The organism is Streptomyces sp. NPDC045955 (genome assembly GCF_056430805.1).
The window spans coordinates 26,072-46,721 of record NZ_JBWKKY010000020.1 but is presented as its reverse complement, the minus strand read 5'-3'; the positions used below and the strand labels follow the sequence as shown (position 1 = coordinate 46,721).

The following is a 20,650-nucleotide window of genomic DNA, read 5'->3' as shown; positions in this document are numbered from 1 at the left end:
CCGCGTGACCTCGTAGGCTGGGGTCCATGACGGAACTGCCCGACCGGCGTCTGCTGCTGGTGCACGCGCACCCGGACGACGAGTCGATCAACAACGGCGCGACCATGGCCAGGTACGCGGCCGAGGGTGCCCACGTCACCCTGGTCACGTGCACCCTCGGCGAGCGCGGCGAGGTCATCCCGCCCGAGCTCGCGCACCTGAGCGGTCCCGCCCTGGGCCAGCACCGCCGCCGGGAGCTCACCGCCGCCATGGCCGAGCTCGGCGTCCGGGACTTCCGCCTGCTCGGCGGCGCCGGACGCTACAGCGACTCCGGGATGATGGGCCTGCCCGACAACGACGACCCCGGCTGCTTCTGGCAGGCCGACGTCGACGAGGCCGCCGCACACCTCGTCGAGGTGATCCGCGAGGTACGTCCCCAGGTCCTCGTCACCTACGACGACAACGGGGGCTACGGCCACCCCGACCACATCCAGGCCCACCGCGTCGCCATGCGGGCCGTCGAGCTGGCCGCCGAGTCGGGCTGGACGATCCCCAAGGTCTACTGGAACCGGGTCCCCCGGCCGGTTGTGGAGGAATCCTTCGCCCGGCTCCGCGAGGACCTGCCCGGCACGCCCTTCACCAAGGCGGCCGACGTCGACGACGTTCCGGGTGTCGTGGCCGAGGAGCGGATCACCACCGTCGTCGACGGCACCGCGCACGCCGCCGCCAAAGCCGCCGCGATGCGCGCCCACGCCACCCAGATCAGCGTGTCCGGGCCGTACTTCGCGCTGTCCAACGAACTCGCCCAGCCGATCCTCACGACCGAGTACTACGAGCTGGTGCGGGGCGAGCGGGGCCCCGGCGAACGGGAGACGGACCTGTTCGCCGGTGTCGAGGAGTCCTCATGAGCGACCGGAGTCCGATGCTCGCCCAGCCGATGCGGCCGCCCTCCGCCGGACGGGCCGCCGCCTGTGCGGGTTTCTTCCTGCTCGGGGCCGTGATCGGCGCGGCTGGGGCACTGGTGCAGCCCGCGTGGTTCCCGGGCGGGCTGCTGCTCGCCCTCGCCGGTGAGGCCGGGCTCGTCCTCGGTGCCGCGCGGGTCACCCGCGGGCGGGCCGGGGGCGTAGCGGCCGCCGCCGGCTGGATGCTCTCCGTGGTGCTGCTCACCGCCAGCCGCCCGGAGGGCGACTTTCTCTTCGCGGCCGGCGGAGGCTCCTATCTCTTCCTGCTCGGCGGCATCGCTGTGGCTGTGATCTGCGCCACCCTCGCCCCGAGGCGGCAACCGGACGGCGAACCCGTCCGACTTGGCAAGTGACGTACCACTTCGCCAGGACGCGCCCGTGGGGGTCCGGTGTGAGTTTCCCCAGCGGTCCTGAGATACGGGTGAGAAGTGGCCAGTATGGTGGTGCGCGCCGCCGAGCTGCCCGCGTGAGGTTGTGTCGGGCGGCGGAGCCAACCGGGAGAACCTGCCTTGAGTCGTGAAACTGACACTCCGTCCTCCGGGCCCAACGGGCGCGGCGGAGCCGCCTACCCGTCGGGTACGCCGCCGTACGGGACCCCGACGGTGTCCGACGGCGGTACGGAAGCGGGCCGTTCGGCCACGCGGCCGGAGGAACGCAAGACCGAGACCACGCTGACGACCCGGATCCGGATCAACATCCCCGGGTCACGGCCCATTCCGCCGGTCGTGGTGCGCAAGCCCGTCGCGGATGCGGAGGGCTCCGGCGACATCAGTACCGGTTCCGGCGCGAGAGCGGGCAGCGAAGCGAAGGCTCCGGGCGCCGCCCCGCCCGGGGGCACCGGCACGGTCGAGCCCGCTGCCGAGTCCGGCCCGTCCGGTCCGTCGGGCCAGTCCGGTGAGGACAAGCCGACCAGTGACTGGTTCGCGCCGCGCAAGTCCGGCTCGGGCAAGCCCGGTCAGGGCGGCGGCTCCACCAACGGGGCCGGTCTGCCGGGCGGTTCGGGTCCGGCCGCGGGTGGTTCCGGCCGTACCGGTTCGGGCGGCCCCGCGGCGGGCGGTTCCGGTGCGGGTGGTTCCGGTACCGGGCGGCCCGGTGGCGTGGTCGGTTCCATGAGCAGGCCCGGCGGCTCCCGGTCCGGCGGCACGAACGGCGCGGGGCTTCCCGGCGGGGCGACCGGCGGCCCCATCGCGCCCGGGCACGGCGGCGGCACGGGCTCCTTCGACGTCACCGAGGCACTGGCGGCGGGCCCCCTCGGCAACGGTTCACGTCCGGCCCCCGGCGGTGACGGCGGCGAGACGCGCCGCGACGACCTGCCGTACTTCTCGGAGAACGACCGTCTCAGCCAGAACGGCCAGGGCGGCTACGGCGGCCCGGGCGCTCCCCACGGCTACGGCGACGAGGGCGGCCCCGGCACCCAGGGCCCGGCCGGCCCGACGGGCGGCCCGGTCACCGGCGCCGGCCCGATGGCCCCACCGGCCGGCGGCCCCGGCGCCCCGGGCGGCTTCGACGAGCCGGGCGGCCCCGGCGGGCCTGCCGCTTTCAACGAGCAGGGTCGCGCGGGTGGCCCGGGCGGCTTCGACGAGCCCGGCAGGCCCGGTGGCCCGGGCGGCTTCAACGAGCCCGGTCGCTCCGGCGGCCCTGGCAGCCTCGGCGAGCCCGGCAGGCCCGGTGGTCCTGGCGCTTTCAACGAGCCCGGCCGCTCGGGTGGCCCCGGCGGCTTCGATGAGCCGGGCAGGCCTGGTGGCCCCGACAGCTTCGGCGAGCCCGGCAGGCCCGGCGCCTTCGACGATCCCGGTCGCCCCGGCACGCCCGGTGGCCCCGGCGCCCCCGGCGCCTTCAACGCCCCCGGCCGACCGGGCGGCCCCGGCGCCCCTGCCGGTCCCGGCGCCATAGGCGACCCCGCCGGCACGGGCGGACCCGGAGGACCTGCCGGTACGGCGGGGCCCGGAGGCCCCGGCCCCGGAAATCCTGGCGGCGCCCCCGGCCCCGCCGCTTCCACCGGCCACGGCCCCGGCGGCGGGATGAGCGACGACACCGCCATCCTCACCCCGCAGAAGCCGGCCCCCGAGCCCCCGGACGGCCAGGGCTACGGCCCCCGGCACGACAACGTCTCCGGGCACACCGTCACCAGCGGTATCCCGGTCGTACCGCCGGGCGCGGCCTCGTCGTTCGGTCCGGGCGCGCCCGGTGACGGCCCGGTGCCCCACACGGCCCCGAAGCTGCCCGAGCCGGTCTCCCCGCCCCCTGCGAGCTCCTCGAAGGCACCGAAGAAGAAGGGGCGCAGCAAGCTCGTGCTGCTCGCCGCCGGCCTGGTGGTCGTGGCCGGTGGCGTGTACGGCGCCGGACTGCTGATGAACCGCACCGACGTACCCAAGGGCACCAGCGTGCTCGGCGTGGACATCGGCGGCACCACCCGCGACGGCGCGGTCAAGAAGCTCAACGACGCCTTCGACGGCCGTGTGGGCAAGCCGCTGAAGCTGTCGGTCGACGGCAAGACCGTGTCCCTCGACCCGGACAAGGCGGGACTCCAGTTCGACATGGACGCCACGGCCGACGCGGCGGCGAAGAGCGACTACAACCCGGTCTCCGTGATCGGCTCGCTCTTCGGCAACCACCGCGTCGTCACGCCCGTCATGCCGGTCGACGAGGAGAAGCTGCACGCCTCCCTGGAGGACGCGGCGGGCGGCTCCGGCGCGTCGACCGACGGCACGATCAAGTTCGAGGGCGGCAAGGCCGTCCCCGTGTACGGCAAGACGGGCAAGGGCATCGACGTCGCCAAGTCGACCGCCGCGGTCGAGGAGGCGTACCGCACGCAGGTGGAGACCGGCACCCCCGGCACGGTGAACCTCCCGACCACCACCCGGCAGCCGACGGTCTCGAACGCCGAGGTCGACCGGGTGCTGAAGGACATCGCGCAGCCCGCGATGTCGGCCAAGGCCATCGTGCAGACCGACCCGGCGCACAGCATTCCGTTCGGCGCGCTGTCGCTGCCGAAGATCCTCAGCTTCAAGGCCGTCGACGGCAAGCTCGTGGACACGTACAATCTCAAGGCCCTCCAGGAGGCGTACGGCACCACGTTCGACGGCGTGAAGATCGAGGGCGCGAGCGGCAAGCGCGACGTCACGCCGCAGGACGTCGTCACCGCGCTGCGCGAGGCCCTGCGCGGCAAGACGCCGGCGGAACGCACCGTGGTCATCGACACCACCCCGAACTGACCTCCGGCCGCCCGGCCGCACGAAGCCCCTGCCCACACCGGACAGGGGCTTTCGTCGCTGTCACCCGAGAGGCGTGACATCTGTCACGCGGCACTCCGGACGCGCGGCACGGCCCCCGCCGACACCCACGAAGTCTCAGGGGCGCGGGGCTGTATCGATATGCGGCTCCGCCGCGCGGGCGCGATCGACCACAACGCACCCGCACTCGCACTCGCCCATGAACGAGGTCCCCACGGCGAGAAGGCGTCAGTTGAGCATCGCCCTGGCCGCGTGAGCCTCTCCCCGCACCCGCTCGGCGGCCCTCTCATCCACCGCTCCGAGGACCTCCGCATAGGCCTCCAACTCCACCGCCCCACCCAGGAAATCCCCCCGCCCCACCAGCAGCTGCGCCCGCTCGTACCGCAACCGAGCCGGATGCGAGGGCAACAGCAACGACAACTCGACCGCCCACAACGCCACCTCCGACCGCTCCGGCCGAGCCGCCGCCCACGCCCGCACGTTGTTCAGGATCCGCAACACCACATCCAGCGGATCGGCCGGCCGCAGCATCCACGGCTCGAGGTGCGCCCCCGTCGCCCCGGCGACCAGCAACTCCGCGTCCGCCCCCGTCAGCACCCGCCCCCCGTCGAACGGATCGGCGAGCACCTGCCCCTCGTCAGGCCCGAATCCCACGACGAAATGCCCGGGCAGAGCCACCCCGTACACCGGCGCCCCGGCCCGCCGGGCGACCTCCATCCACACCACGGACAGCAGGATCGGCAACCCACGACGCCGCACCAGCACCTCGTGCAGGAGTGAGGACTCCAGGCGCTGGTAGTCGGCCGGGGCGCCGTGAAACCCCAGCCGGTCCCCGAGCAGCTCCCGCAGGGCTACCGCCCACGCCTGCGGGTGGCCGGGCCGGAACGGCAGCAGCCCGGCCAGCCGGTCCAGCTCGACCTGCGCGGCGTCCATGCCCGCCTCGTCCAGCGCTCCGTCCGCCGCCGCGCCCATCAGCAGGCACAGCGTCGACAGATCGGGCCGCTCGGACCGGGCCTCTTCGGCGAACCGCCGCCGCAGCTCGGCGGAACGCTCGGGGGACGGGGGATACGGGGGACGCATGTCTGGCTCGTGCCCTCTCACGACGATCGGTTACCGGCCGAAGGCGCGGTCGTCCGGCTCCCGGTAGTGGTGGTAGGCGTGGTGCGCCGCGAAACCCATCCCGGCGTACAACGCCCGCGCTCCCTCATTCTCGGCCTCGACCTGAAGCCACGCGGCCGACGCGCCCTCGTCCAGGGCCCGCCGGGCCAGCGCCGCCATCACGGCCGTGCCCAGTCCCTGCCGCCGCAGCTCCGGATCGACCTCGACGGCGGCGAACCCGGCCCACCGCCCGTCGACGACACACCGCCCGATGGCGGCCGGAGCAGCTGCCTCCGCCGAACCGGGCACGGTCGCGAACCACACCGAAGGCCCGGCCCCCAGCACCCGCAGCGCGACCTCGCTCACGCCCTTGCGCTGGTACCGGGCCAGCCACGCCTCGTCGGCCTCCCGGGACAGCACGACCCCCGACGGCTCGGCGAGGTCGGCGACCGGCGCCAGCGGCCCGACCCACAACTCGGCCGTCACCTCGCGCACCCAGCCCCGCTTCTCCAGCTCCGCGCACAGCAGCTCCTGCGCGCCCTCGGCACCGGTCGCGGTCTGGACGTAGGCGGGCAGGCCGCGCTCGCCGTACCACCGCCGGACGGCGTCGAGCGCCTCGTCCAGGGACACGCCCGGGTCACCGAGCGGCAGCACGGAATTCGCCCGGCGCGTGAACCCGGACGCGGCCCGCAGCTCCCAGTCCCCGAGCCGCTCGCTCTCCACGGGCGGCCAGGCCCGCGCGGCGACCCGGGCCAGCTCGTCGTAGGAGGCGGCCGGACCGCGGCGACGCGCCGGAGCGGCGGGCACGAGCTTGCCCGCGACCAGCGCGGATTCCGCGATGCGGACGCTCTCGCCGCTCTTGCGTGTGATCCGCAACACGCCTTTGTCCCATGATGTGAGAATTCCGACCGTGTCGGTGAACTTCTCACTCGGAGCCGCATGTTCGATCATGCTCCGTACGGAGACCCGTTTGCCCACGTCAGCAGCGGTGATACGGACCTCGAGTCGCCCGGCGGCAGAGATTTCCACTGGTCAGTTCACCCCTCCTGTTCGGATCATGCCCAGGAACGGAGATACTAGGGGCGGGCATCGACGACGCCGCGCTCCCGCGCGCCAGGCGGCGGAGCCTGAGGAGGCCCGCCAGCGCCCTATCGAGGAGGAACGACAGCGTGACCTACGTCATCGCGCAGCCTTGTGTCGACGTCAAGGACAAGGCGTGCATCGAGGAGTGCCCGGTCGACTGCATCTACGAGGGCTCCAGGTCCTTGTACATCCACCCGGACGAATGCGTCGACTGTGGTGCCTGTGAGCCGGTCTGCCCGGTCGAGGCGATCTTCTACGAGGACGACACTCCGGAGGAGTGGAAGGACTACTACAAGGCGAACGTCGAGTTCTTCGACGAGCTCGGCTCGCCCGGCGGCGCCAGCAAGCTGGGGCTGATCGAGCGCGACCACCCCTTCATCGCCGCGCTGCCGCCGCAGGCCTAGTCACCGCAAGCGGCCCGCACATCCGTGCCGCCTCGGTCCCGTACGGCCCGACCACGCCCTGGTCGCCGTACGGGGCCGAGGCGTTTGCCGCGACGGCTCGTCCGTACCAGAAAGTGAGCCAGAAACCGTGTCCGCAGTCTCCGACCGTCTCCCCACTTTCCCCTGGGACAAGCTGACGCCGTACAAGGCCACGGCCGCCGCCCATCCGGACGGCATCGTGGACCTGTCGGTCGGCACCCCCGTCGACCCGGTACCCGAGCTGATCCAGAAGGCGCTGGTGGCCGCGGCGGACTCCCCGGGCTACCCGACCGTCTGGGGCACGCCCGAGCTGCGCGACGCGATCACGGGCTGGGTCGAGCGCCGCCTCGGCGCCCGGGACGTCACCCACCGCCACGTCCTGCCGGTGGTCGGCTCCAAGGAGCTCGTCGCCTGGCTCCCGACCCAGCTGGGCCTCGGCCCCGGCGACCGGGTGGCCTACCCGCGCCTGGCCTACCCGACGTACGAGGTGGGCGCCCGCCTGGCCCGCGCCGAGTACGAGGCCTACGACGACCCGACGGAGCTGGACCCCGAGGGCCTGAAGCTCCTCTGGCTGAACTCCCCGTCCAACCCGACGGGCAGGGTCCTGCCGAAGGAGGAGCTCACCCGGATCGTCTCCTGGGCCCGCGAGCACGGCATCCTGCTCTTCTCCGACGAGTGCTATCTGGAGCTGGGCTGGGAGGCCGACCCGGTCTCGGTGCTGCACCCGGAGGTCAATGGCGGCTCGTACGAGGGCATCGTCGCCGTCCACAGCCTCTCCAAGCGCTCGAACCTGGCCGGCTACCGGGCGGCCTTCCTGGCCGGTGACCCGGCGGTCCTGGCCCCGCTGCTGGAGATCCGCAAGCACGGCGGCATGATGACGCCGGCACCGACCCAGGCAGCGGTGATCGCGGCCCTCGGCGACGACGAGCACGTCCGTGTCCAGCGCGAGCGCTACGCCGCCCGCCGCACCCTGCTGCGCGAGGCGCTCCTCGCCCACGGCTTCCGCATCGAGCACAGCGAGGCCAGCCTCTACCTGTGGGCCACGAGGGGCGAGTCCTGCTGGGACACGGTGTCCCACCTGGCCGAACGAGGCATCCTGGTCGCCCCCGGCGACTTCTACGGCCCGGCGGGCGCGGAGTTCGTCCGGGTAGCCCTGACGGCGACGGACGAGCGGGTGGCGGCAGCGGTCCAGCGCCTGTAGTGCGTGGCTGTGGGCAGCGGTTCCGCCGGTGCGGAACGGGTGGGCACAGCCACCAGCGCCGAGCACCGGCAAAGGCGCTCGGGCTGAACCGACACGGCCGAGGGGTCCAGGGAAACTCCCTGGACCCCTCGCCCGCTGAGGCCCGGCGTCAGCCGACCGGCAGGCCCTTCACCGGCACCGAGTCGGTCGACGGCACCCCGCCCGTCGTCACGGAGTCCGTCGGCAGACCGCCCTGCGTGGAACCGGCCGTGTCACCGACGAGCTGCCCGGCGGGGCCCGCCGCGTCACCGGCGGCCTTCTGCGCGACCGGCGTGGTCTTCTTGACCGTCTTGCCGGTCTTGCCCGCGGCCGGCACCGCCTTCGTGACGCTCTTGCTGTCACCCGCGGACTCGGTGACGTTCTGCGCCGCGTCGTCGACGGTGTTGCCGACGTTCGCCTCGTCCAGGGCGGTCAGCCCGCCGAGGTTCGGGGTGGCCGGCAGCTCGGAGGCCGCGCTGGCGGAGCCGGCCGCACCGACCCCGGCAGCCGCTCCCGCAGCGACGATCAACGCGGCACGGGCGATCCGGCGGGTCAGGGGGAGGGACATGGTGCTCCTTCGACGGGAGAGAACGGTGAGGTTGTGAAGTGTCCGGCCGGGTCCGGGAGTTGATCGACTGGCTGTTGATCTCCCCGGCTCGGACGCAGTGACTACCGCTCGAAGCCCGCGAAGGTTGCGGCGCCGCAACGTAAAGAGTTGGTAATGCGTCGCATTATCGCCTGCGGATAAAAACGGGCAAAGAGGCTCCCGCCGGAAAGCCTGCCGAATCCTTCCAGCCCCCTGTTCCCAAGGGTTCTCACGCTTACCGGGTCGAGGACACGAAAGCCCGCGCACACGACCGCCGCCACGCCACCCGGGTAGCCCCCAGGAGTGAGGCCCCGCACCCTTGCACGGGCCTTAGCCCATCGTCACGATGCGGACGGCGTCCGCGTCCCGCTCCGCACCCGCCGTGCCCTTCGCCCCGGCCTCCCGCCACTCGCTGGCGGTGTTCCCGGCGACCCACTCCCGCCCCGCGTACGTGACGCGTGCGATGTGCAGCTCGGAGGCGTTGGCCACGGCCCAGTGCGCCAGCTGCCAGCCGCGCTCCTCCGCGCGCTGACCGCCGGCGGCACCCGTGCCGGCGGTCACGGGCAGCGTCATGGTCCGCCCGTCGGACCCGCCCGTGCCGCTCGGGGACGGCGTCGGCGTGGCCCCCGACGAGCGGGCCACCTCCGCACCGGCCGGCTCCAGCACATCGCGCCCGAAGTCCCGCACGAGCGCCGCACGCACCCCGTCCGGGCCCGTCGCCCGGGTCGCGGCCGGCCGGCCCTCGCAGGTCAGCGTGGCCGCGGAGTGCCCGGTGAGGGCCGCGGCGAGCAGCGCCGCGTCCGGCTCGTGCTTGGCGTAGGCCTGCGGGAAGCCGCTGCGCTGCACGCGCTGCGCGGCGTCGGTCAGGGGCAGCCGCGTGTAGCCGGGCACCTTGACCAGGTGGTCGTAGAACTCGCCGGCCGAGTACGTCGGGTCCAGGATCTCCTTCGGCGTGCCCCAGCCCTGCGAGGGGCGCTGCTGGAACAGGCCGAGCGAGTCCCGGTCGCCATGGTTGATGTTGCGCAGGCCCGACTCCTGGAGGGCGGTCGCCAGCGCTATGGTGACGGCCCGCTCCGGCAGGCCGCGTCCGTCGCCCACGGCGGCGATCGTCGCCGCGTTCACCGCCTGCTCGGGCGTGAACTCGTACGACGCCCCGTCGCCCTTTCCGGAGACGACTTTGCAGCCCGGTCCGCCGGTGCCTCCGGTGACGTACTGCACCACGAGGTAACCGGCGATCGCGAGCAGGACCACGAACGCGGACCCGCATCGGAAGAGGCGGCCGCGACGCTTGGGAGAGGACGGCTCTGGCACGCCGTACAAGGTACTGGAGAGTACGGAGTGCCTTGTGCCATGTGTGGACAGTGGGGCCAGGGCTGGCGCGTTAGGGTCGACGGCATGGCCGACACCTCACTTGACCTCACGCTGGACGCCGCTGAGCTCACCGCCCGGCTCGTCGACTTCCGCTCGGAGAGCGGCACCGAGAAGCCGCTCGCGGACGCGATCGAGACCGCGCTGCGCGCGCTGCCCCATCTGACGGTCGAGCGGTTCGGCAACAACGTCGTGGCCCGGACGGAGCTGGGCCGCCCGGAGCGGGTGATCCTGGCCGGTCACATCGACACCGTCCCGATCGCGGACAACGTCCCCTCCCGGCTCGACGAGGACGGCGTGCTGTGGGGCTGCGGTACGTGCGACATGAAGTCGGGCGTCGCGGTGCAGCTGCGCATCGCGGCCACGGTCCCCGCCCCCAACCGCGACCTGACCTTCGTCTTCTACGACAACGAGGAGGTCGCAGCGGAGCTGAACGGCCTCAAGCACGTCTCCGAGGCGCACCCCGAGTGGCTCCAGGGCGACTTCGCGGTACTCCTGGAACCCTCGGACGGCCAGGTCGAGGGCGGCTGCCAGGGCACGCTGCGGGTGCTGCTGAAGACCAGGGGCGAGCGGGCCCACTCGGCGCGCGGCTGGATGGGCTCCAACGCGATCCACGCGGCCGCCCCGATCCTCGCCCGCCTGGCCTCCTACGAGCCCCGCTGGCCGGTGATCGACGGCCTGGAGTACCGCGAGGGCCTGAACGCGGTGGGCGTCACCGGGGGAGTGGCCGGCAACGTGATCCCCGACGAGTGCGTCGTCACCGTCAATTTCCGCTACGCGCCCGACCGCACGCCCGAGGAGGCCGTGGCCCACGTCCGGGAGGTCTTCGCGGACTGCGGCGTGGACGAGTTCGAGGTCGTCGACCACAGCTCGGCCGCGATGCCGGGTCTGTCCCACCCGGCGGCGAAGGCGTTCATCGAGGCGGTGGGTGGCACCCCGATGCCGAAGTACGGCTGGACGGACGTGTCCCGCTTCTCGGCCCTGGGCGTCCCCGCGGTCAACTACGGCCCGGGCAACCCCCACTTGGCGCACAAGCGGGACGAGCGCGTGGAGATCGCGAAGATCCTCGCGGGCGAGGAGCGCCTGCGGACCTGGCTGACGGCCTGACGGACCGGAACGCCATCGTGTTTACGGCGCTCGATCGCGGACATGCTCACGTCCCTCGTTCGTAACCCGCGTAGATCTACGCTGAGGTGGAAAGACAGGCACGACGGAGGGAGCGCACATGGCGACCGGCAACCCCGAGGGGAAGAAGCAGCCGCCGGAGGAGAAGCGCCTGGGCCCGGTCCTCCGGCGGCGGGACCAGGTACAGGCCAGCACCACCGACCAGCGGCTGCTGGACGCGGGCGGGCCCTCCGACTGGGTGCACACCGACCCCTGGCGCGTGCTGCGCATCCAGTCGGAGTTCATCGAGGGCTTCGGCACGCTCGCCGAACTCCCGCCCGCGATCAGCGTGTTCGGGTCGGCCCGGACGCCGGCGGACTCGCCCGAGTACGAGGCGGGCGTCCGGCTGGGCCGGGGCCTGGTGGACGCGGGGTTCGCGGTCATCACGGGCGGCGGCCCGGGCGCGATGGAGGCGGCCAACAAGGGCGCCCTGGAGGCCAAGGGCATCTCGGTCGGCCTCGGCATCGAGCTGCCGTTCGAGCAGGGCCTGAACCCGTACGTCGACATCGGCCTGAACTTCCGCTACTTCTTCGTCCGGAAGATGATGTTCGTCAAGTACGCCCAGGGCTTCGTGGTCCTGCCCGGCGGCCTCGGCACCCTCGACGAACTCTTCGAGGCCCTCACCCTCGTCCAGACCCAGAAGGTCACCCGCTTCCCCATCGTCCTGTTCGGCAGCGAGTACTGGGGCGGCCTGGTCGACTGGCTCCGCCACACGGTCATCGCCCAGGGCAAGGCCGCGGAGAAGGACCTCCTGCTGTTCCACGTCACGGACGACGTGGACGAGGCGGTGGCGCTGGTGTCGAAGGAGGCGGGCAGGTAGAGACGGCGGGGGGGCCAGGGGGCGGAGCCCCCTGGTACCTCGGGTCGATGCCCTAGGCCAGCCCACGCCGGGCAACCGCAGGCTCCCGCGACCCCGCGATCGCCCCCACCATCTCCAGCACCTGCCGCGTCTCCCCGACCTCATGCACCCGGTACACCCGCGCCCCCAACCACGCCGACACCGCCGTGGTCGCCAACGTACCGATCACCCGCTCCTTCACCGGCCGGTCCAACGTCTCCCCGACGAAGTCCTTGTTGGACAACGACACCAGCACCGGCCACCCCGTGGCGACCATCTCCCCCAGCCGCCGGGTCGCCTCCAGACTGTGCCGCGTGTTCTTCCCGAAGTCGTGCCCGGGGTCGATCATGATCGACTCCCTCGGCACGCCCAGCGCCAGCGCCCGCTCCGCCAGCCCGACCGTCACGTCCAGGATGTCGGCCATGACGTCGTCGTACTCCACGCGGTGCGGCCGGGTCCGCGGCTGCGCACCACCCGCGTGCGTACACACCAGCCCCACCCCGTACCGCGCGGCGACCTCGGCAAGCCCCGGATCGACCCCGCCCCACGCGTCGTTCAGCAGGTCCGCCCCGGCCTCGCACACGGCCTCGCCGACCTCGGCCCGCCAGGTGTCCACGCTGATGACCACCTCCGGGAAGCGCCGCCGCACCTCCGCGACGAAACCGACCGTCCGCCGGGTCTCCTCCGCGGCGGTGACCTCCTCGCCCGGCCCGGCCTTCACCCCGCCGATGTCGATGATCGCGGCTCCCTCGGCGACCGCCTGCTCCACGCGCGCGAGGGCCGGCTCGTCGCGGAAGGTCGCGCCCCGGTCGTAGAAGGAGTCCGGGGTCCGGTTCACGATCGCCATGATCACCGGCTCGTGAGGCCCGAATTCCCGCCTGCCCAGCCTGAGCATCCGCTGTGACCTTTCCTGGTACGTCCCCGTCTTCCGCCGCCTGCGACCCTAACTGTCGGACTCGCATGGCACGATCGGAGCCTGACACCATCGGTGTCCGAAGACACCGACAGATCCGACCGTGGGGGCTCCGCGATGGTTATGTTCCTGTTCCTGGTCGTCGCGCTAGCCGTCGTGGTCGCCGCGGTGACCCTCGCCGTGGTGGGCGGCGGCGAGAACGGCCCGCTGCCCGAGGCCGCCCCCGAGCGGCTGCGGGACCCGCTGCCCCCGGACCGCCCGCTCGACCGTGCCGACGTCGAGGGCCTCCGTTTCCCGCTCGCCGCCCGCGGCTACCGCATGGCGGACGTGGACGACGCCCTCAGCCGCCTGGGCGCCGAGCTCGCCGAGCGTGACGCCCGCATCGCCGACCTGGAGTCGGCCCTGGCGGGCGCCAGAACAGCCGCCGGCCACGGCCCCGTGTCCGGGGAGAACCACACCTCCGCGCAGAACCACGTGTCCTTGGACAAGCCGGCCCCGGGCCAGGAGGACCGGCCATGAGCGACGGCACCGCACTCGCCGGCCCGGACGGCGCGCTGCGCTGCCCCTGGGCCCTGTCCGCCCCTGAGTACGTGACCTACCACGACGAGGAGTGGGGCCGCCCGGTCCACGGCGACGACGCGCTCTACGAGCGCCTCAGCCTGGAGGCCTTCCAGTCCGGCCTGTCCTGGATCACGATCCTGCGCCGCCGCCCCGGCTTCCGCGCCGCCTTCGCCGACTTCAAGATCGCCTCGGTGGCGGCCTTCACCGACGAGGACCGCGCGCGCCTCCTGGCCGACGCCGGCATCATCCGCAACCGCGCCAAGATCGACGCGACGCTCGCCAACGCGCGCGTGCTGGCCGAGTGGGCCCCGGGCGAACTGGACGAGCTGATCTGGTCGCACGCCCCCGAGCCGGGCACCCGCCCGGTCCCGAAGGCGCTCTCCGACGTCCCGGCCGTCACCCCCGAGTCGACGGCCCTGTCCAAGGCGCTGAAGAAGCGGGGCCTGCGCTTCGTCGGCCCGACGACGGCGTACGCGCTGATGCAGGCCTGCGGACTGGTCGACGACCACCTCCAGGCCTGCGTCGCGCGTCGCGCATGACGCCGCCGCAGCGGGTCAGCGGTTCGATCGGCGGGCCGGTCAGCGGCCCAGATACCGGGGCTTCTCCTTGTTGACGAAGGCCTGCACCGCGATCGCGTGGTCCTCCGAGGAGCCCGCCCGGGTCTGGAGCTCGTCCTCCTTCTCCAGCGTCTCCGCCAGGGAGTGCGTCAGGCCGTAGGCCATCGACTCCTTCAGCGCCGCGTACGCCACCGTCGGCCCCTCGGCCAGGGCCCGCGCCACCTTCTCGGCCTCCGCGCGCAGCTCCCCGGACGGCACCAGCCGGTTGGCGATGCCGAGCTCGTAGGCCTCCTGCGCGCTGATGCTCCTGGGGAAGAGCAGCAGGTCAGCCGCCCGCCCGGGGCCGATCACCCGCGGCAGCGTCCACGAGACCCCCGAGTCGGCGGTCAGCGCCACCCCGGCGAACGAGGTGTTGAACGCGGCCGTGTCCGCCACGATCCGGTAGTCCGCCGCGAGCGCGAAGCCGAAGCCCGCCCCGGCCGCCACCCCGTTCACGGCGGCGACGACCGGCTTCGCGGCCTCGGTCAGCGCCCGCACGATCGGGTTGTAGTGCTCCCGCACCGTGCTCATGGTCTGCCCCGAGCCGGTCTCCCGGTCCTCGGTCAGCAGGCCGATGTGCTCCTTGAGGTCCTGCCCGACGCAGAACGCCCGGTCACCGGCGGCCGTCAGCAGCACCGCCCGTACGGCGGTGTCGTCCGCCGCGGAGCTGACCGCGTCCCGCAGGGCGACCTTGGCCGCCACGTTCAGCGCGTTCATCGCCTCCGGGCGGTTCAGCGTGATCGTCGCGAGTCCGTCGCTCACCTCGTAGAGCACGGTGTCGGCCATGGAGTATCCCCTCCGGTCGCTGCTCGGGGACGTACCGGCCGGTACGTCCCTGGTCTGAGGACAGCATGACCGAGATCGCCGGGGGTCGACCGGACCGGACGTGTGACCTGCGTCAAAGAATTCTCGCCCGTTTTCGTTCGGCGGATGTGTGTGCGGTGGCGGAGTATCGCAGCCACACCGCCGAATTGAGTGGTTTTGCTCGCGTGCGTTGCCCAAGCGATGCCGACTGATGTTGGTCATCGGGTCCTGAGATGCGGGATAATGGCTTGGAAGCAATGTGTTCGATGCCGGTGTCGCGTGTCCTGCCTCAAGGACCGCACTGTGCCCTTCTTCAGGGGTCCGTCGGCCTTGACGATGAGCTGGGTTTCAGGAAGGGGAACGAGCATGGCGGCCATGAAGCCGCGGACGGGTGACGGCCCGCTCGAGGTGACCAAGGAGGGGCGGGGCATCGTCATGCGCGTTCCGCTCGAAGGCGGCGGTCGGCTCGTCGTCGAGCTGACCCCGGACGAGGCCGACGCCCTGGGCGACGCCCTCAAGAAGGTCGTCGGCTGACGCGCAAGCGACCATACCCTTTCAGCTGCCCCGGCATCACATGAGGTGCCGGGGCGGCTGTTTTCTCACCGATGTCTTTCGCCTGCCCCGGGTTCGGCCCGGCTAACGTGCTGCCCGGCTACCGTTTCACCGCGCACAGCAGCCCGTCGCCCACCGGCAGCAGGGACGGCACCAGCTCCTGGCTTTCGCGCACCGCGCGCAGCAGTTCCCGCAGCCGCAGTACCTCGGTGGGCTGCGGGCCGGAGTCCACCGTCCGGCCGTTCGCGAAGGCGCCCTCGAAGACGACGAGCCCGCCGGTGCGCAGCAGCCGCAACGATTCAGCGAGGTAGTCCATGACCTCCAGGCGATCGCCGTCGCAGAAGACGAGGTCGTAGCCGGCGTCCGCGAGGCGGGGCAGCACGTCCAGGGCGCGGCCCGGGATGAAACGGGCCCGGTTGCTGGCGAAGCCGGAGGCGCGGAAGGCCTGGCGGGCGAACTGCTGGTGCTCCGGCTCGGGATCCACTGTGGTCAGAACGCCGTCCGGGCGCATACCGTGCAGGAGGTGGATCCCGGAGACACCACAGCCGGTCCCGATCTCCGCGACCGCCTTGGCGTCCACGGAGGCGGCCAGCAACCGCAGCGCGGCGCCCGTGCCGGGCGACACCGAGCGCAGACCCGCCTCACGGGCCCGGTCGCGGGCCCAGCGCAGCGCGTCGTCCTCGGCGACATAGGCGTCGGCGAACGCCCAGCTCGTCTGCCGGTTGCCGGTAATGACCCTCTCCTGTCCCCGTGAATGCCTGGGCGTGACTGTATCCGTTGGGCCCGGGAACCCGCAGATGGGACCGGTCGTTTAAAGGGGGAAGCGAGTGGCGCGGGTCGTGACGGGGGGCAGGCAGTGGATCGAGGCGCCGAGCAAGTGGCGACGCAGCAGTACGAGGCGTATCAGCCCAGATCAAATTCTCGTAAAACCGCTTATCCGGTCCTAACGGGCGAGGTGGCTATGGTAGGGGCTCCACTGGACACCACCAGAGCTGACAGGGGAGGTGCGGCTGCGCCTGTGGATAGGGGAGGAGTGCTCCGGCGCTTCTTCACATCGGCGGGCAGGCCGACATCCGTGAACGACACTGCTGACCACAGCCACGCCGCTGACTTCGCCCAGACCGCGACCTTCACCACCGACGCGGACGGGCAGGCGTGGACTCCGCCCACGTGGGAGGAGATCGTCAGCACGCACAGCGGCCGGGTCTACCGGCTCGCCTACCGCCTCACCGGCAACCAGCACGACGCCGAGGACCTCACGCAAGAGGTCTTCGTCCGTGTCTTCCGTTCCCTGTCGACGTACACGCCGGGCACCTTCGAGGGCTGGCTGCACCGCATCACGACGAACCTGTTCCTGGACATGGTCCGCCGCAAGCAGCGCATCCGTTTCGACGCGCTCGGCGAGGACGCGGCCGAGCGGCTGCCCAGCAAGGAGCCCTCGCCGCAGCAGGTCTTCAACGACGCGCACTTCGACGCGGACGTCCAGCAGGCCCTCGACACCCTCGCCCCCGAGTTCCGCGCCGCGGTCGTCCTGTGCGACATCGAAGGACTGTCGTACGAGGAGATCGCCGCGACCCTCGGCGTCAAGCTCGGCACGGTCCGGTCGCGGATCCACCGGGGCCGCTCGCAGCTGCGCAAGGCCCTCGCACACCGCTCTCCGGAGGCGCGCGCCGAGCGCCGCTCCTTCATGCCGCGTGTACCCGCACTGGGAGGAGGGGGCGCGAGCGCGTGAGCGGATCACGGCCTGAAGCTTCCGAGGGTCACCTCGCAGAGCAGCACCTTGGAGACCGACTCTCCGCCCTGGTCGACGGAGAACTCGGTCATGACGCGCGCGAGCGTGTACTGGCGCATGTGGCCACCTGCCCGAAGTGCAAGGCGGAGGTGGACGCCCAGCGCCGGCTGAAGAACGTCTTCGCGGCGGCGGCCCCGCCGCCCCCGTCCGAGAGCTTCCTGGCCCGCCTGCAGGGACTACCCGCGGGCGGCGGCCCGGACGGTGATGCCACACCGCCGGGCGGGGCAGCGCTGCCCGGCGGACTGTCCGGACGGTTCGGATCGTCCGGAGCCTTCGGAGTCAAGCGCGGCGACCGGTTCGAGTTCGGATACGTCCCGGCCCGGCAGCACGCCCCCGTGCTCCCGCCCGCCGCCGGGAACCAGAGCCTCCGCTCGGGCGGGCGGGGCCTGCCGTCCGACGACCGCGGCCTTCCCACGGGCAGCCGGGGCTTCCGTATCCACGACGTCGGGCGGCACGAGCCCGACCGATCCTCCTCGCGGCTGCGGTTCGCCTTCGCGGCCGCCGGAGCCGTGTCCCTGGCCGCGATCGCACTGGGCGGCGTCACGACAGGCACCCCGACGGACACGGAGGCCCGCGGCGCCGGCGCGGGAAGCAACGTGACCCCGATGCGCACACAGGGCACGGGCGCCGCGGCACAGCCCGAGACCCAGCGGCGCCGCACGGGGCCGTTGCTCGGGCAGATGCACGGCCAGAGTGTGCTCGGCCGTACCCCGGCCGCCCCGACGGAGGTGTCCGCACCGCTGCTGCCGGGTGTGCCGCACTCCGCCGCGGGGCAGCACGCCGTACACGCGCTGGCCGCCCCGGTGATGGCCGGTGCCGCCGTCGTGTCCCCGCTGATACGTCCGCTGGAGGCGGCCCCGCCGGCCGCACTGACCTCATGGTCGACGGTCCCCGAGATCGCGGCGCCCCTGCTCGCCGTGCCCCTCCCGGACACGACCTCGTCCCCCTCTTCTCCCGCCTCCTCCCGTACGGCCCGCTGACCGGCCGCTGCGCGGCGGCGAGCGAACCTGATTGAATCCGGGGGTGGCGCCCGCGGCCGAGGCGTGGCCGTGGCGCCGATTCGACGAACTGCGGCTACCGCCGTCGAGCCGTGCCGCGGCTGTGGGGAGAGCATGAACGAGGGGAAGCCCACGAAGGCCAAGTGGTGGAGCCGTCCTCGGCCGCAGGGACTTTCGGGGGAGCCGGAGAGTACGGGGCGGGCGCCGGCGGACTCGGCCGACCCCGACGGTGACTTCGAGCTGGCGCGGCCTGCCGTGCGGCAGGACGAGGCCGACGGCGACTACGAGCTGAGGCGCCCCGAACAGCAGCCGGCCGGCGGCGAGCCCGCCGTGCCCGCCGTGCCTGCCGGGGGCGCCGAGGACGGCGGTCCCGCCACGTCCGCTGTACCGGCCCAGGGAGGACCGGCCGGGAGCGCCGTGGAGGCCGGGGGCGCCGTCTCCGCCGTGCCGGCCCCGGGCAGGCCCGCCGGGAGTGTGGCGGAGGCCGGAAGCGCCGTGGAATCCGGGAGTGCTGTGGGGGAGGGGGACGTCCCCTCCGCCGTGCCGGCCCCGGGCAGGCCCGCCGGGAGTGTGGCGGAGGCTGGGGGTGCCCCCTCTGCCGTGGCGGCGGCCCCGGGCGGATCTGCCGGGAGTGTGGCGGAGGCCGGAAGCGCCGTGGAATCCCGGAGTGCTGTGGGGGACGGGGACGTCCCCTCCGCCGTGCCGGCCCCGGGCAGGCCCGCCGGGGGCGCCGTGGAGACCCGGGGCGCTGTGGAGGCCGCGGACGCCGCCTCCGCCGTGCCGGTCGATGGCCGGCCCAAGCCCCTGCACGATCCCGACCCGTACAGCACGCCGCCCTACGGTGAACCCGGGCCCTGGGCGCCCGCGCCGCCGGTGCAGCATCCGGCGGCGACTCCGGCGCGTGGTGTGGTGACGGCGGACCGGCCGGCCGTGCCCGGCACGCCCGTTGCGCCGCCGCAGGGGCCACCGGGGGCGCCTCCCGGCATCCCCGCGCCTGCCGCGCCCCTGCCGCCCAGTGCCCCCGTGCCGGTGCCCGCTGCGGCCGTCTACGCCGACGCCCAGCCTCCGGCGCCCGCCCCCGGCCCCTGGCAGCGCTACGACCCGTGGGCAGCCCCCGCGGCCCCCGGCGGCCACGGCCCTCTCCAGCAGACCGGGGCCGGAGTGCTCAGCACGGAACAGCGGCGCCGGCGGGGCAGGAAGGCGCTGCTCGCCGGTGCCGTGCTGCTGGCGCTCGTGTCCGGGGGCGTCGGCGGCGGCATAGGGACGTATCTGGAGCGCAACGGCGGCATCGGGACCGTCGAACTGCCGCAGGCCGGGAAGGAGCCCGCCGGGCGGGACGCGGACAGTGTGGCCGGGATCGCCGGGCGGGCCCTGCCCAGCGTGGTCACGCTGCATGTGAGCGGCTCCGGCGAACAGGGCACGGGCACCGGCTTCGTGCTCGACACCCGAGGGCACATCCTCACCAACAACCACGTCGTGCGAGCCGCAGGGGTGACCGGTGAGATCACGGTCACCTTCAACGGCGGGGAGACCGCCGAGGCCGAACTCGTCGGCCGGGACAGCGGCTACGACCTCGCCGTCGTGAAGGTGAAGGGCGTGCGCGGACTCACCCCGCTGGCCCTCGGCAACTCGGACAACGTGCAGGTCGGCGACCCGGTCGTGGCCATCGGCGCGCCCTTCGACCTGGCCGGCACCGTCACCTCCGGCATCATCAGCGCCAAGCAGCGGCCCATCACGGCGGGCGGCGAGAAGGGCGACGGCAGCGACGTGTCGTACGTCGACGCGCTCCAGACCGACGCCCCCATCAACCCGGGCAACTCCGGCGGGCCCCTGCTCGACGCCAAGGCCCGGGTCATCGGCATCAACTCGGCCATCCGGTCGGCGGACAGCGGCTCCGAGCTGGACGGCGGCCGGGCCGGCTCGATAGGCCTCGGCTTCGCCATACCCATCAACCAGGGCAAGCGCGTCGCCGAGGAACTGATCAATACCGGGAAGGCGACCCACCCGGTCATCGGCATCACCCTCGACATGGACTACGCGGGCGACGGCGCCCGCGTCGCCGCCGAGGGCAGTGCCGGCGGACCACCGGTGACCACGGGGGGCCCGGGCGCCAAGGCAGGCATCAAGGCGGGCGACGTCATCACCCGGGTCGACGGCCGGCGCGTCCACTCCGGCGAGGAACTGATCGTCAAGACCCGTGCCCGCCGCCCCGGCGACCGGCTGGAGCTGACCGTGGAGCGCGGCGGCAAGGAGCGGACGGTGTCGCTCGTCCTCGGGTCCTCCGGCAGCAGCTGAGTCGTGATGTCCGGTACATACAGGGACGAAGAAGGCAAACAATCGGGAAAGCGCTCCCACTGGCCGCACTCGGAGGTCTCGGGACGGTACCGGTCGGACAGGATCGCCGGGTACCGTGGATCCGGCCCGGACCACGGCAAGACCCGCATGACCACCGAGGGCCGAGGACCGAGGACATCGCTAGGAG

General features: G+C 73.0%; 20 protein-coding genes. 13 read left to right on the top strand and 7 right to left on the bottom strand.

Features of this window, described 5'->3' with window-relative positions:
* The first annotated feature begins 26 nt into the window (after positions 1-26).
* From mshB to AC07F0_RS31790, 3 genes are all read left to right on the top strand, one after another.
* Positions 27-887 (top strand): N-acetyl-1-D-myo-inositol-2-amino-2-deoxy-alpha-D-glucopyranoside deacetylase, encoded by an 861-nt coding sequence (gene mshB / locus AC07F0_RS31800; RefSeq protein ID WP_478983441.1) that lies wholly within the window; start codon positions 27-29, stop codon positions 885-887.
* Positions 884-1,294 (top strand): DUF6113 family protein, encoded by a 411-nt coding sequence (locus AC07F0_RS31795; RefSeq protein ID WP_478983440.1) that lies wholly within the window; start codon positions 884-886, stop codon positions 1,292-1,294. Before mshB ends, AC07F0_RS31795 begins: the two co-directional genes overlap by 4 nt.
* A gap of 156 nt (positions 1,295-1,450) precedes the next feature.
* Positions 1,451-4,156 (top strand): hypothetical protein, encoded by a 2,706-nt coding sequence (locus tag AC07F0_RS31790; protein WP_478983439.1) that lies wholly within the window; start codon positions 1,451-1,453, stop codon positions 4,154-4,156.
* Positions 4,157-4,402: 246 nt separating this feature from the next.
* On the opposite strand, the gene AC07F0_RS31785 is transcribed toward AC07F0_RS31790, so the two are convergent.
* Both AC07F0_RS31785 and AC07F0_RS31780 read right to left on the bottom strand, forming a co-directional pair.
* Complete coding sequence (locus tag AC07F0_RS31785) at positions 4,403-5,254, bottom strand: transglutaminase family protein (protein WP_478983438.1); 852 nt, start codon at positions 5,252-5,254, stop codon at positions 4,403-4,405.
* Positions 5,255-5,284: 30 nt separating this feature from the next.
* On the bottom strand, positions 5,285-6,301 hold the full coding sequence (locus tag AC07F0_RS31780; protein ID WP_478983437.1) for a GNAT family N-acetyltransferase: 1,017 nt from the start codon (positions 6,299-6,301) through the stop codon (positions 5,285-5,287).
* A 140-nt stretch (positions 6,302-6,441) separates the two neighbouring features.
* On the opposite strand from AC07F0_RS31780, the gene fdxA reads away from it, so the two are divergent.
* Positions 6,442-6,759, top strand: a complete 318-nt coding sequence (gene fdxA, locus AC07F0_RS31775; protein WP_010047804.1) for a ferredoxin — start codon at positions 6,442-6,444, stop codon at positions 6,757-6,759.
* Positions 6,760-6,886: 127 nt separating this feature from the next.
* Positions 6,887-7,978, top strand: coding sequence for a bifunctional succinyldiaminopimelate transaminase/glutamate-prephenate aminotransferase (locus tag AC07F0_RS31770; RefSeq protein ID WP_478983436.1), 1,092 nt, complete (start codon positions 6,887-6,889; stop codon positions 7,976-7,978).
* A 148-nt stretch (positions 7,979-8,126) separates the two neighbouring features.
* On the opposite strand, the gene AC07F0_RS31765 is transcribed toward AC07F0_RS31770, so the two are convergent.
* Together AC07F0_RS31765 and AC07F0_RS31760 are read right to left on the bottom strand one after the other, a co-directional pair.
* Positions 8,127-8,564 carry an ATP-binding protein gene (locus AC07F0_RS31765; protein ID WP_478983435.1) on the bottom strand — a complete coding sequence of 146 codons (438 nt, stop codon included), beginning with the start codon at positions 8,562-8,564 and terminating at the stop codon, positions 8,127-8,129.
* A gap of 348 nt (positions 8,565-8,912) precedes the next feature.
* The gene (locus AC07F0_RS31760; protein WP_478983434.1) at positions 8,913-9,893 is read right to left on the bottom strand and encodes a VldE C-terminal domain-containing protein; all 981 of its coding nucleotides are present in this window, start codon (positions 9,891-9,893) and stop codon (positions 8,913-8,915) included.
* Positions 9,894-9,977: 84 nt separating this feature from the next.
* Here AC07F0_RS31760 and dapE point away from each other — a divergent pair, with 84 nt between their 5' ends.
* Together dapE and AC07F0_RS31750 are read left to right on the top strand one after the other, a co-directional pair.
* The gene (dapE, locus tag AC07F0_RS31755; RefSeq protein WP_478983433.1) at positions 9,978-11,057 is read left to right on the top strand and encodes a succinyl-diaminopimelate desuccinylase; all 1,080 of its coding nucleotides are present in this window, start codon (positions 9,978-9,980) and stop codon (positions 11,055-11,057) included.
* Between the two features lie 118 nt (positions 11,058-11,175).
* Positions 11,176-11,934: an LOG family protein gene (locus AC07F0_RS31750; protein WP_356928448.1), complete on the top strand. Its 759-nt coding sequence runs from the start codon at positions 11,176-11,178 to the stop codon at positions 11,932-11,934.
* Positions 11,935-11,986: 52 nt separating this feature from the next.
* Here the strand turns inward: AC07F0_RS31750 and folP are convergent, their stop codons facing one another.
* Positions 11,987-12,847 (bottom strand): dihydropteroate synthase, encoded by an 861-nt coding sequence (folP, locus tag AC07F0_RS31745; protein WP_478983432.1) that lies wholly within the window; start codon positions 12,845-12,847, stop codon positions 11,987-11,989.
* Between the two features lie 135 nt (positions 12,848-12,982).
* On the opposite strand from folP, the gene AC07F0_RS31740 reads away from it, so the two are divergent.
* Together AC07F0_RS31740 and AC07F0_RS31735 are read left to right on the top strand one after the other, a co-directional pair.
* Complete coding sequence (locus tag AC07F0_RS31740; RefSeq protein WP_478983431.1) at positions 12,983-13,384, top strand: DivIVA domain-containing protein; 402 nt, start codon at positions 12,983-12,985, stop codon at positions 13,382-13,384.
* Entirely contained in the window at positions 13,381-13,965 is a 585-nt protein-coding gene (locus AC07F0_RS31735) for a DNA-3-methyladenine glycosylase I (RefSeq protein ID WP_436730648.1), read from the top strand. The genes AC07F0_RS31740 and AC07F0_RS31735 overlap by 4 nt, the downstream gene beginning before the upstream one ends.
* 39 nt (positions 13,966-14,004) lie before the next feature.
* Here AC07F0_RS31735 and chcB read toward each other — a convergent pair whose 3' ends face one another.
* Complete coding sequence (chcB, locus tag AC07F0_RS31730; RefSeq protein WP_478983430.1) at positions 14,005-14,808, bottom strand: 2-cyclohexenylcarbonyl CoA isomerase; 804 nt, start codon at positions 14,806-14,808, stop codon at positions 14,005-14,007.
* A 384-nt stretch (positions 14,809-15,192) separates the two neighbouring features.
* Between chcB and AC07F0_RS31725 the strand changes: the two genes are divergently transcribed.
* A complete protein-coding gene (locus tag AC07F0_RS31725) occupies positions 15,193-15,360 on the top strand; it encodes a DUF3117 domain-containing protein (protein WP_003966491.1) in 168 nt (55 codons plus the stop codon).
* Positions 15,361-15,478: 118 nt separating this feature from the next.
* On the opposite strand, the gene AC07F0_RS31720 is transcribed toward AC07F0_RS31725, so the two are convergent.
* On the bottom strand, positions 15,479-16,177 hold the full coding sequence (locus tag AC07F0_RS31720) for an O-methyltransferase (protein ID WP_280117579.1): 699 nt from the start codon (positions 16,175-16,177) through the stop codon (positions 15,479-15,481).
* Between the two features lie 162 nt (positions 16,178-16,339).
* Between AC07F0_RS31720 and sigE the strand changes: the two genes are divergently transcribed.
* The 3 genes from sigE to AC07F0_RS31705 all read left to right on the top strand — a co-directional run bounded on the left by sigE (position 16,340) and on the right by AC07F0_RS31705 (position 20,463).
* The gene (gene sigE, locus AC07F0_RS31715; protein ID WP_356928443.1) at positions 16,340-17,110 is read left to right on the top strand and encodes an RNA polymerase sigma factor SigE; all 771 of its coding nucleotides are present in this window, start codon (positions 16,340-16,342) and stop codon (positions 17,108-17,110) included.
* A gap of 68 nt (positions 17,111-17,178) precedes the next feature.
* Entirely contained in the window at positions 17,179-18,150 is a 972-nt protein-coding gene (locus tag AC07F0_RS31710; protein ID WP_478983506.1) for an anti-sigma factor family protein, read from the top strand.
* A 531-nt stretch (positions 18,151-18,681) separates the two neighbouring features.
* Entirely contained in the window at positions 18,682-20,463 is a 1,782-nt protein-coding gene (locus AC07F0_RS31705) for a S1C family serine protease (RefSeq protein ID WP_478983505.1), read from the top strand.
* Positions 20,464-20,650 lie beyond the last annotated feature (187 nt).

Excerpts from the sequence above, each read along its gene's own strand:
- AC07F0_RS31785 (WP_478983438.1), bottom strand. The coding sequence starts at position 5,254 with ATGCGTCCCCCGTATCCCCCGTCCCCCGAGCGTTCCGCCGAGCTGCGG.
- AC07F0_RS31765 (WP_478983435.1), bottom strand. The coding sequence starts at position 8,564 with ATGTCCCTCCCCCTGACCCGCCGGATCGCCCGTGCCGCGTTGATCGTC.
- chcB (WP_478983430.1), bottom strand. The coding sequence starts at position 14,808 with ATGGCCGACACCGTGCTCTACGAGGTGAGCGACGGACTCGCGACGATC.
- AC07F0_RS31725 (WP_003966491.1), top strand. The coding sequence starts at position 15,193 with ATGGCGGCCATGAAGCCGCGGACGGGTGACGGCCCGCTCGAGGTGACC.
- AC07F0_RS31735 (WP_436730648.1), top strand. The coding sequence starts at position 13,381 with ATGAGCGACGGCACCGCACTCGCCGGCCCGGACGGCGCGCTGCGCTGC.
- dapE (WP_478983433.1), top strand. The coding sequence starts at position 9,978 with ATGGCCGACACCTCACTTGACCTCACGCTGGACGCCGCTGAGCTCACC.
- folP (WP_478983432.1), bottom strand. The coding sequence starts at position 12,847 with ATGCTCAGGCTGGGCAGGCGGGAATTCGGGCCTCACGAGCCGGTGATC.
- AC07F0_RS31795 (WP_478983440.1), top strand. The coding sequence starts at position 884 with ATGAGCGACCGGAGTCCGATGCTCGCCCAGCCGATGCGGCCGCCCTCC.
- AC07F0_RS31750 (WP_356928448.1), top strand. The coding sequence starts at position 11,176 with ATGGCGACCGGCAACCCCGAGGGGAAGAAGCAGCCGCCGGAGGAGAAG.
- AC07F0_RS31740 (WP_478983431.1), top strand. The coding sequence starts at position 12,983 with ATGGTTATGTTCCTGTTCCTGGTCGTCGCGCTAGCCGTCGTGGTCGCC.
- sigE (WP_356928443.1), top strand. The coding sequence starts at position 16,340 with ATGGTAGGGGCTCCACTGGACACCACCAGAGCTGACAGGGGAGGTGCG.
- mshB (WP_478983441.1), top strand. The coding sequence starts at position 27 with ATGACGGAACTGCCCGACCGGCGTCTGCTGCTGGTGCACGCGCACCCG.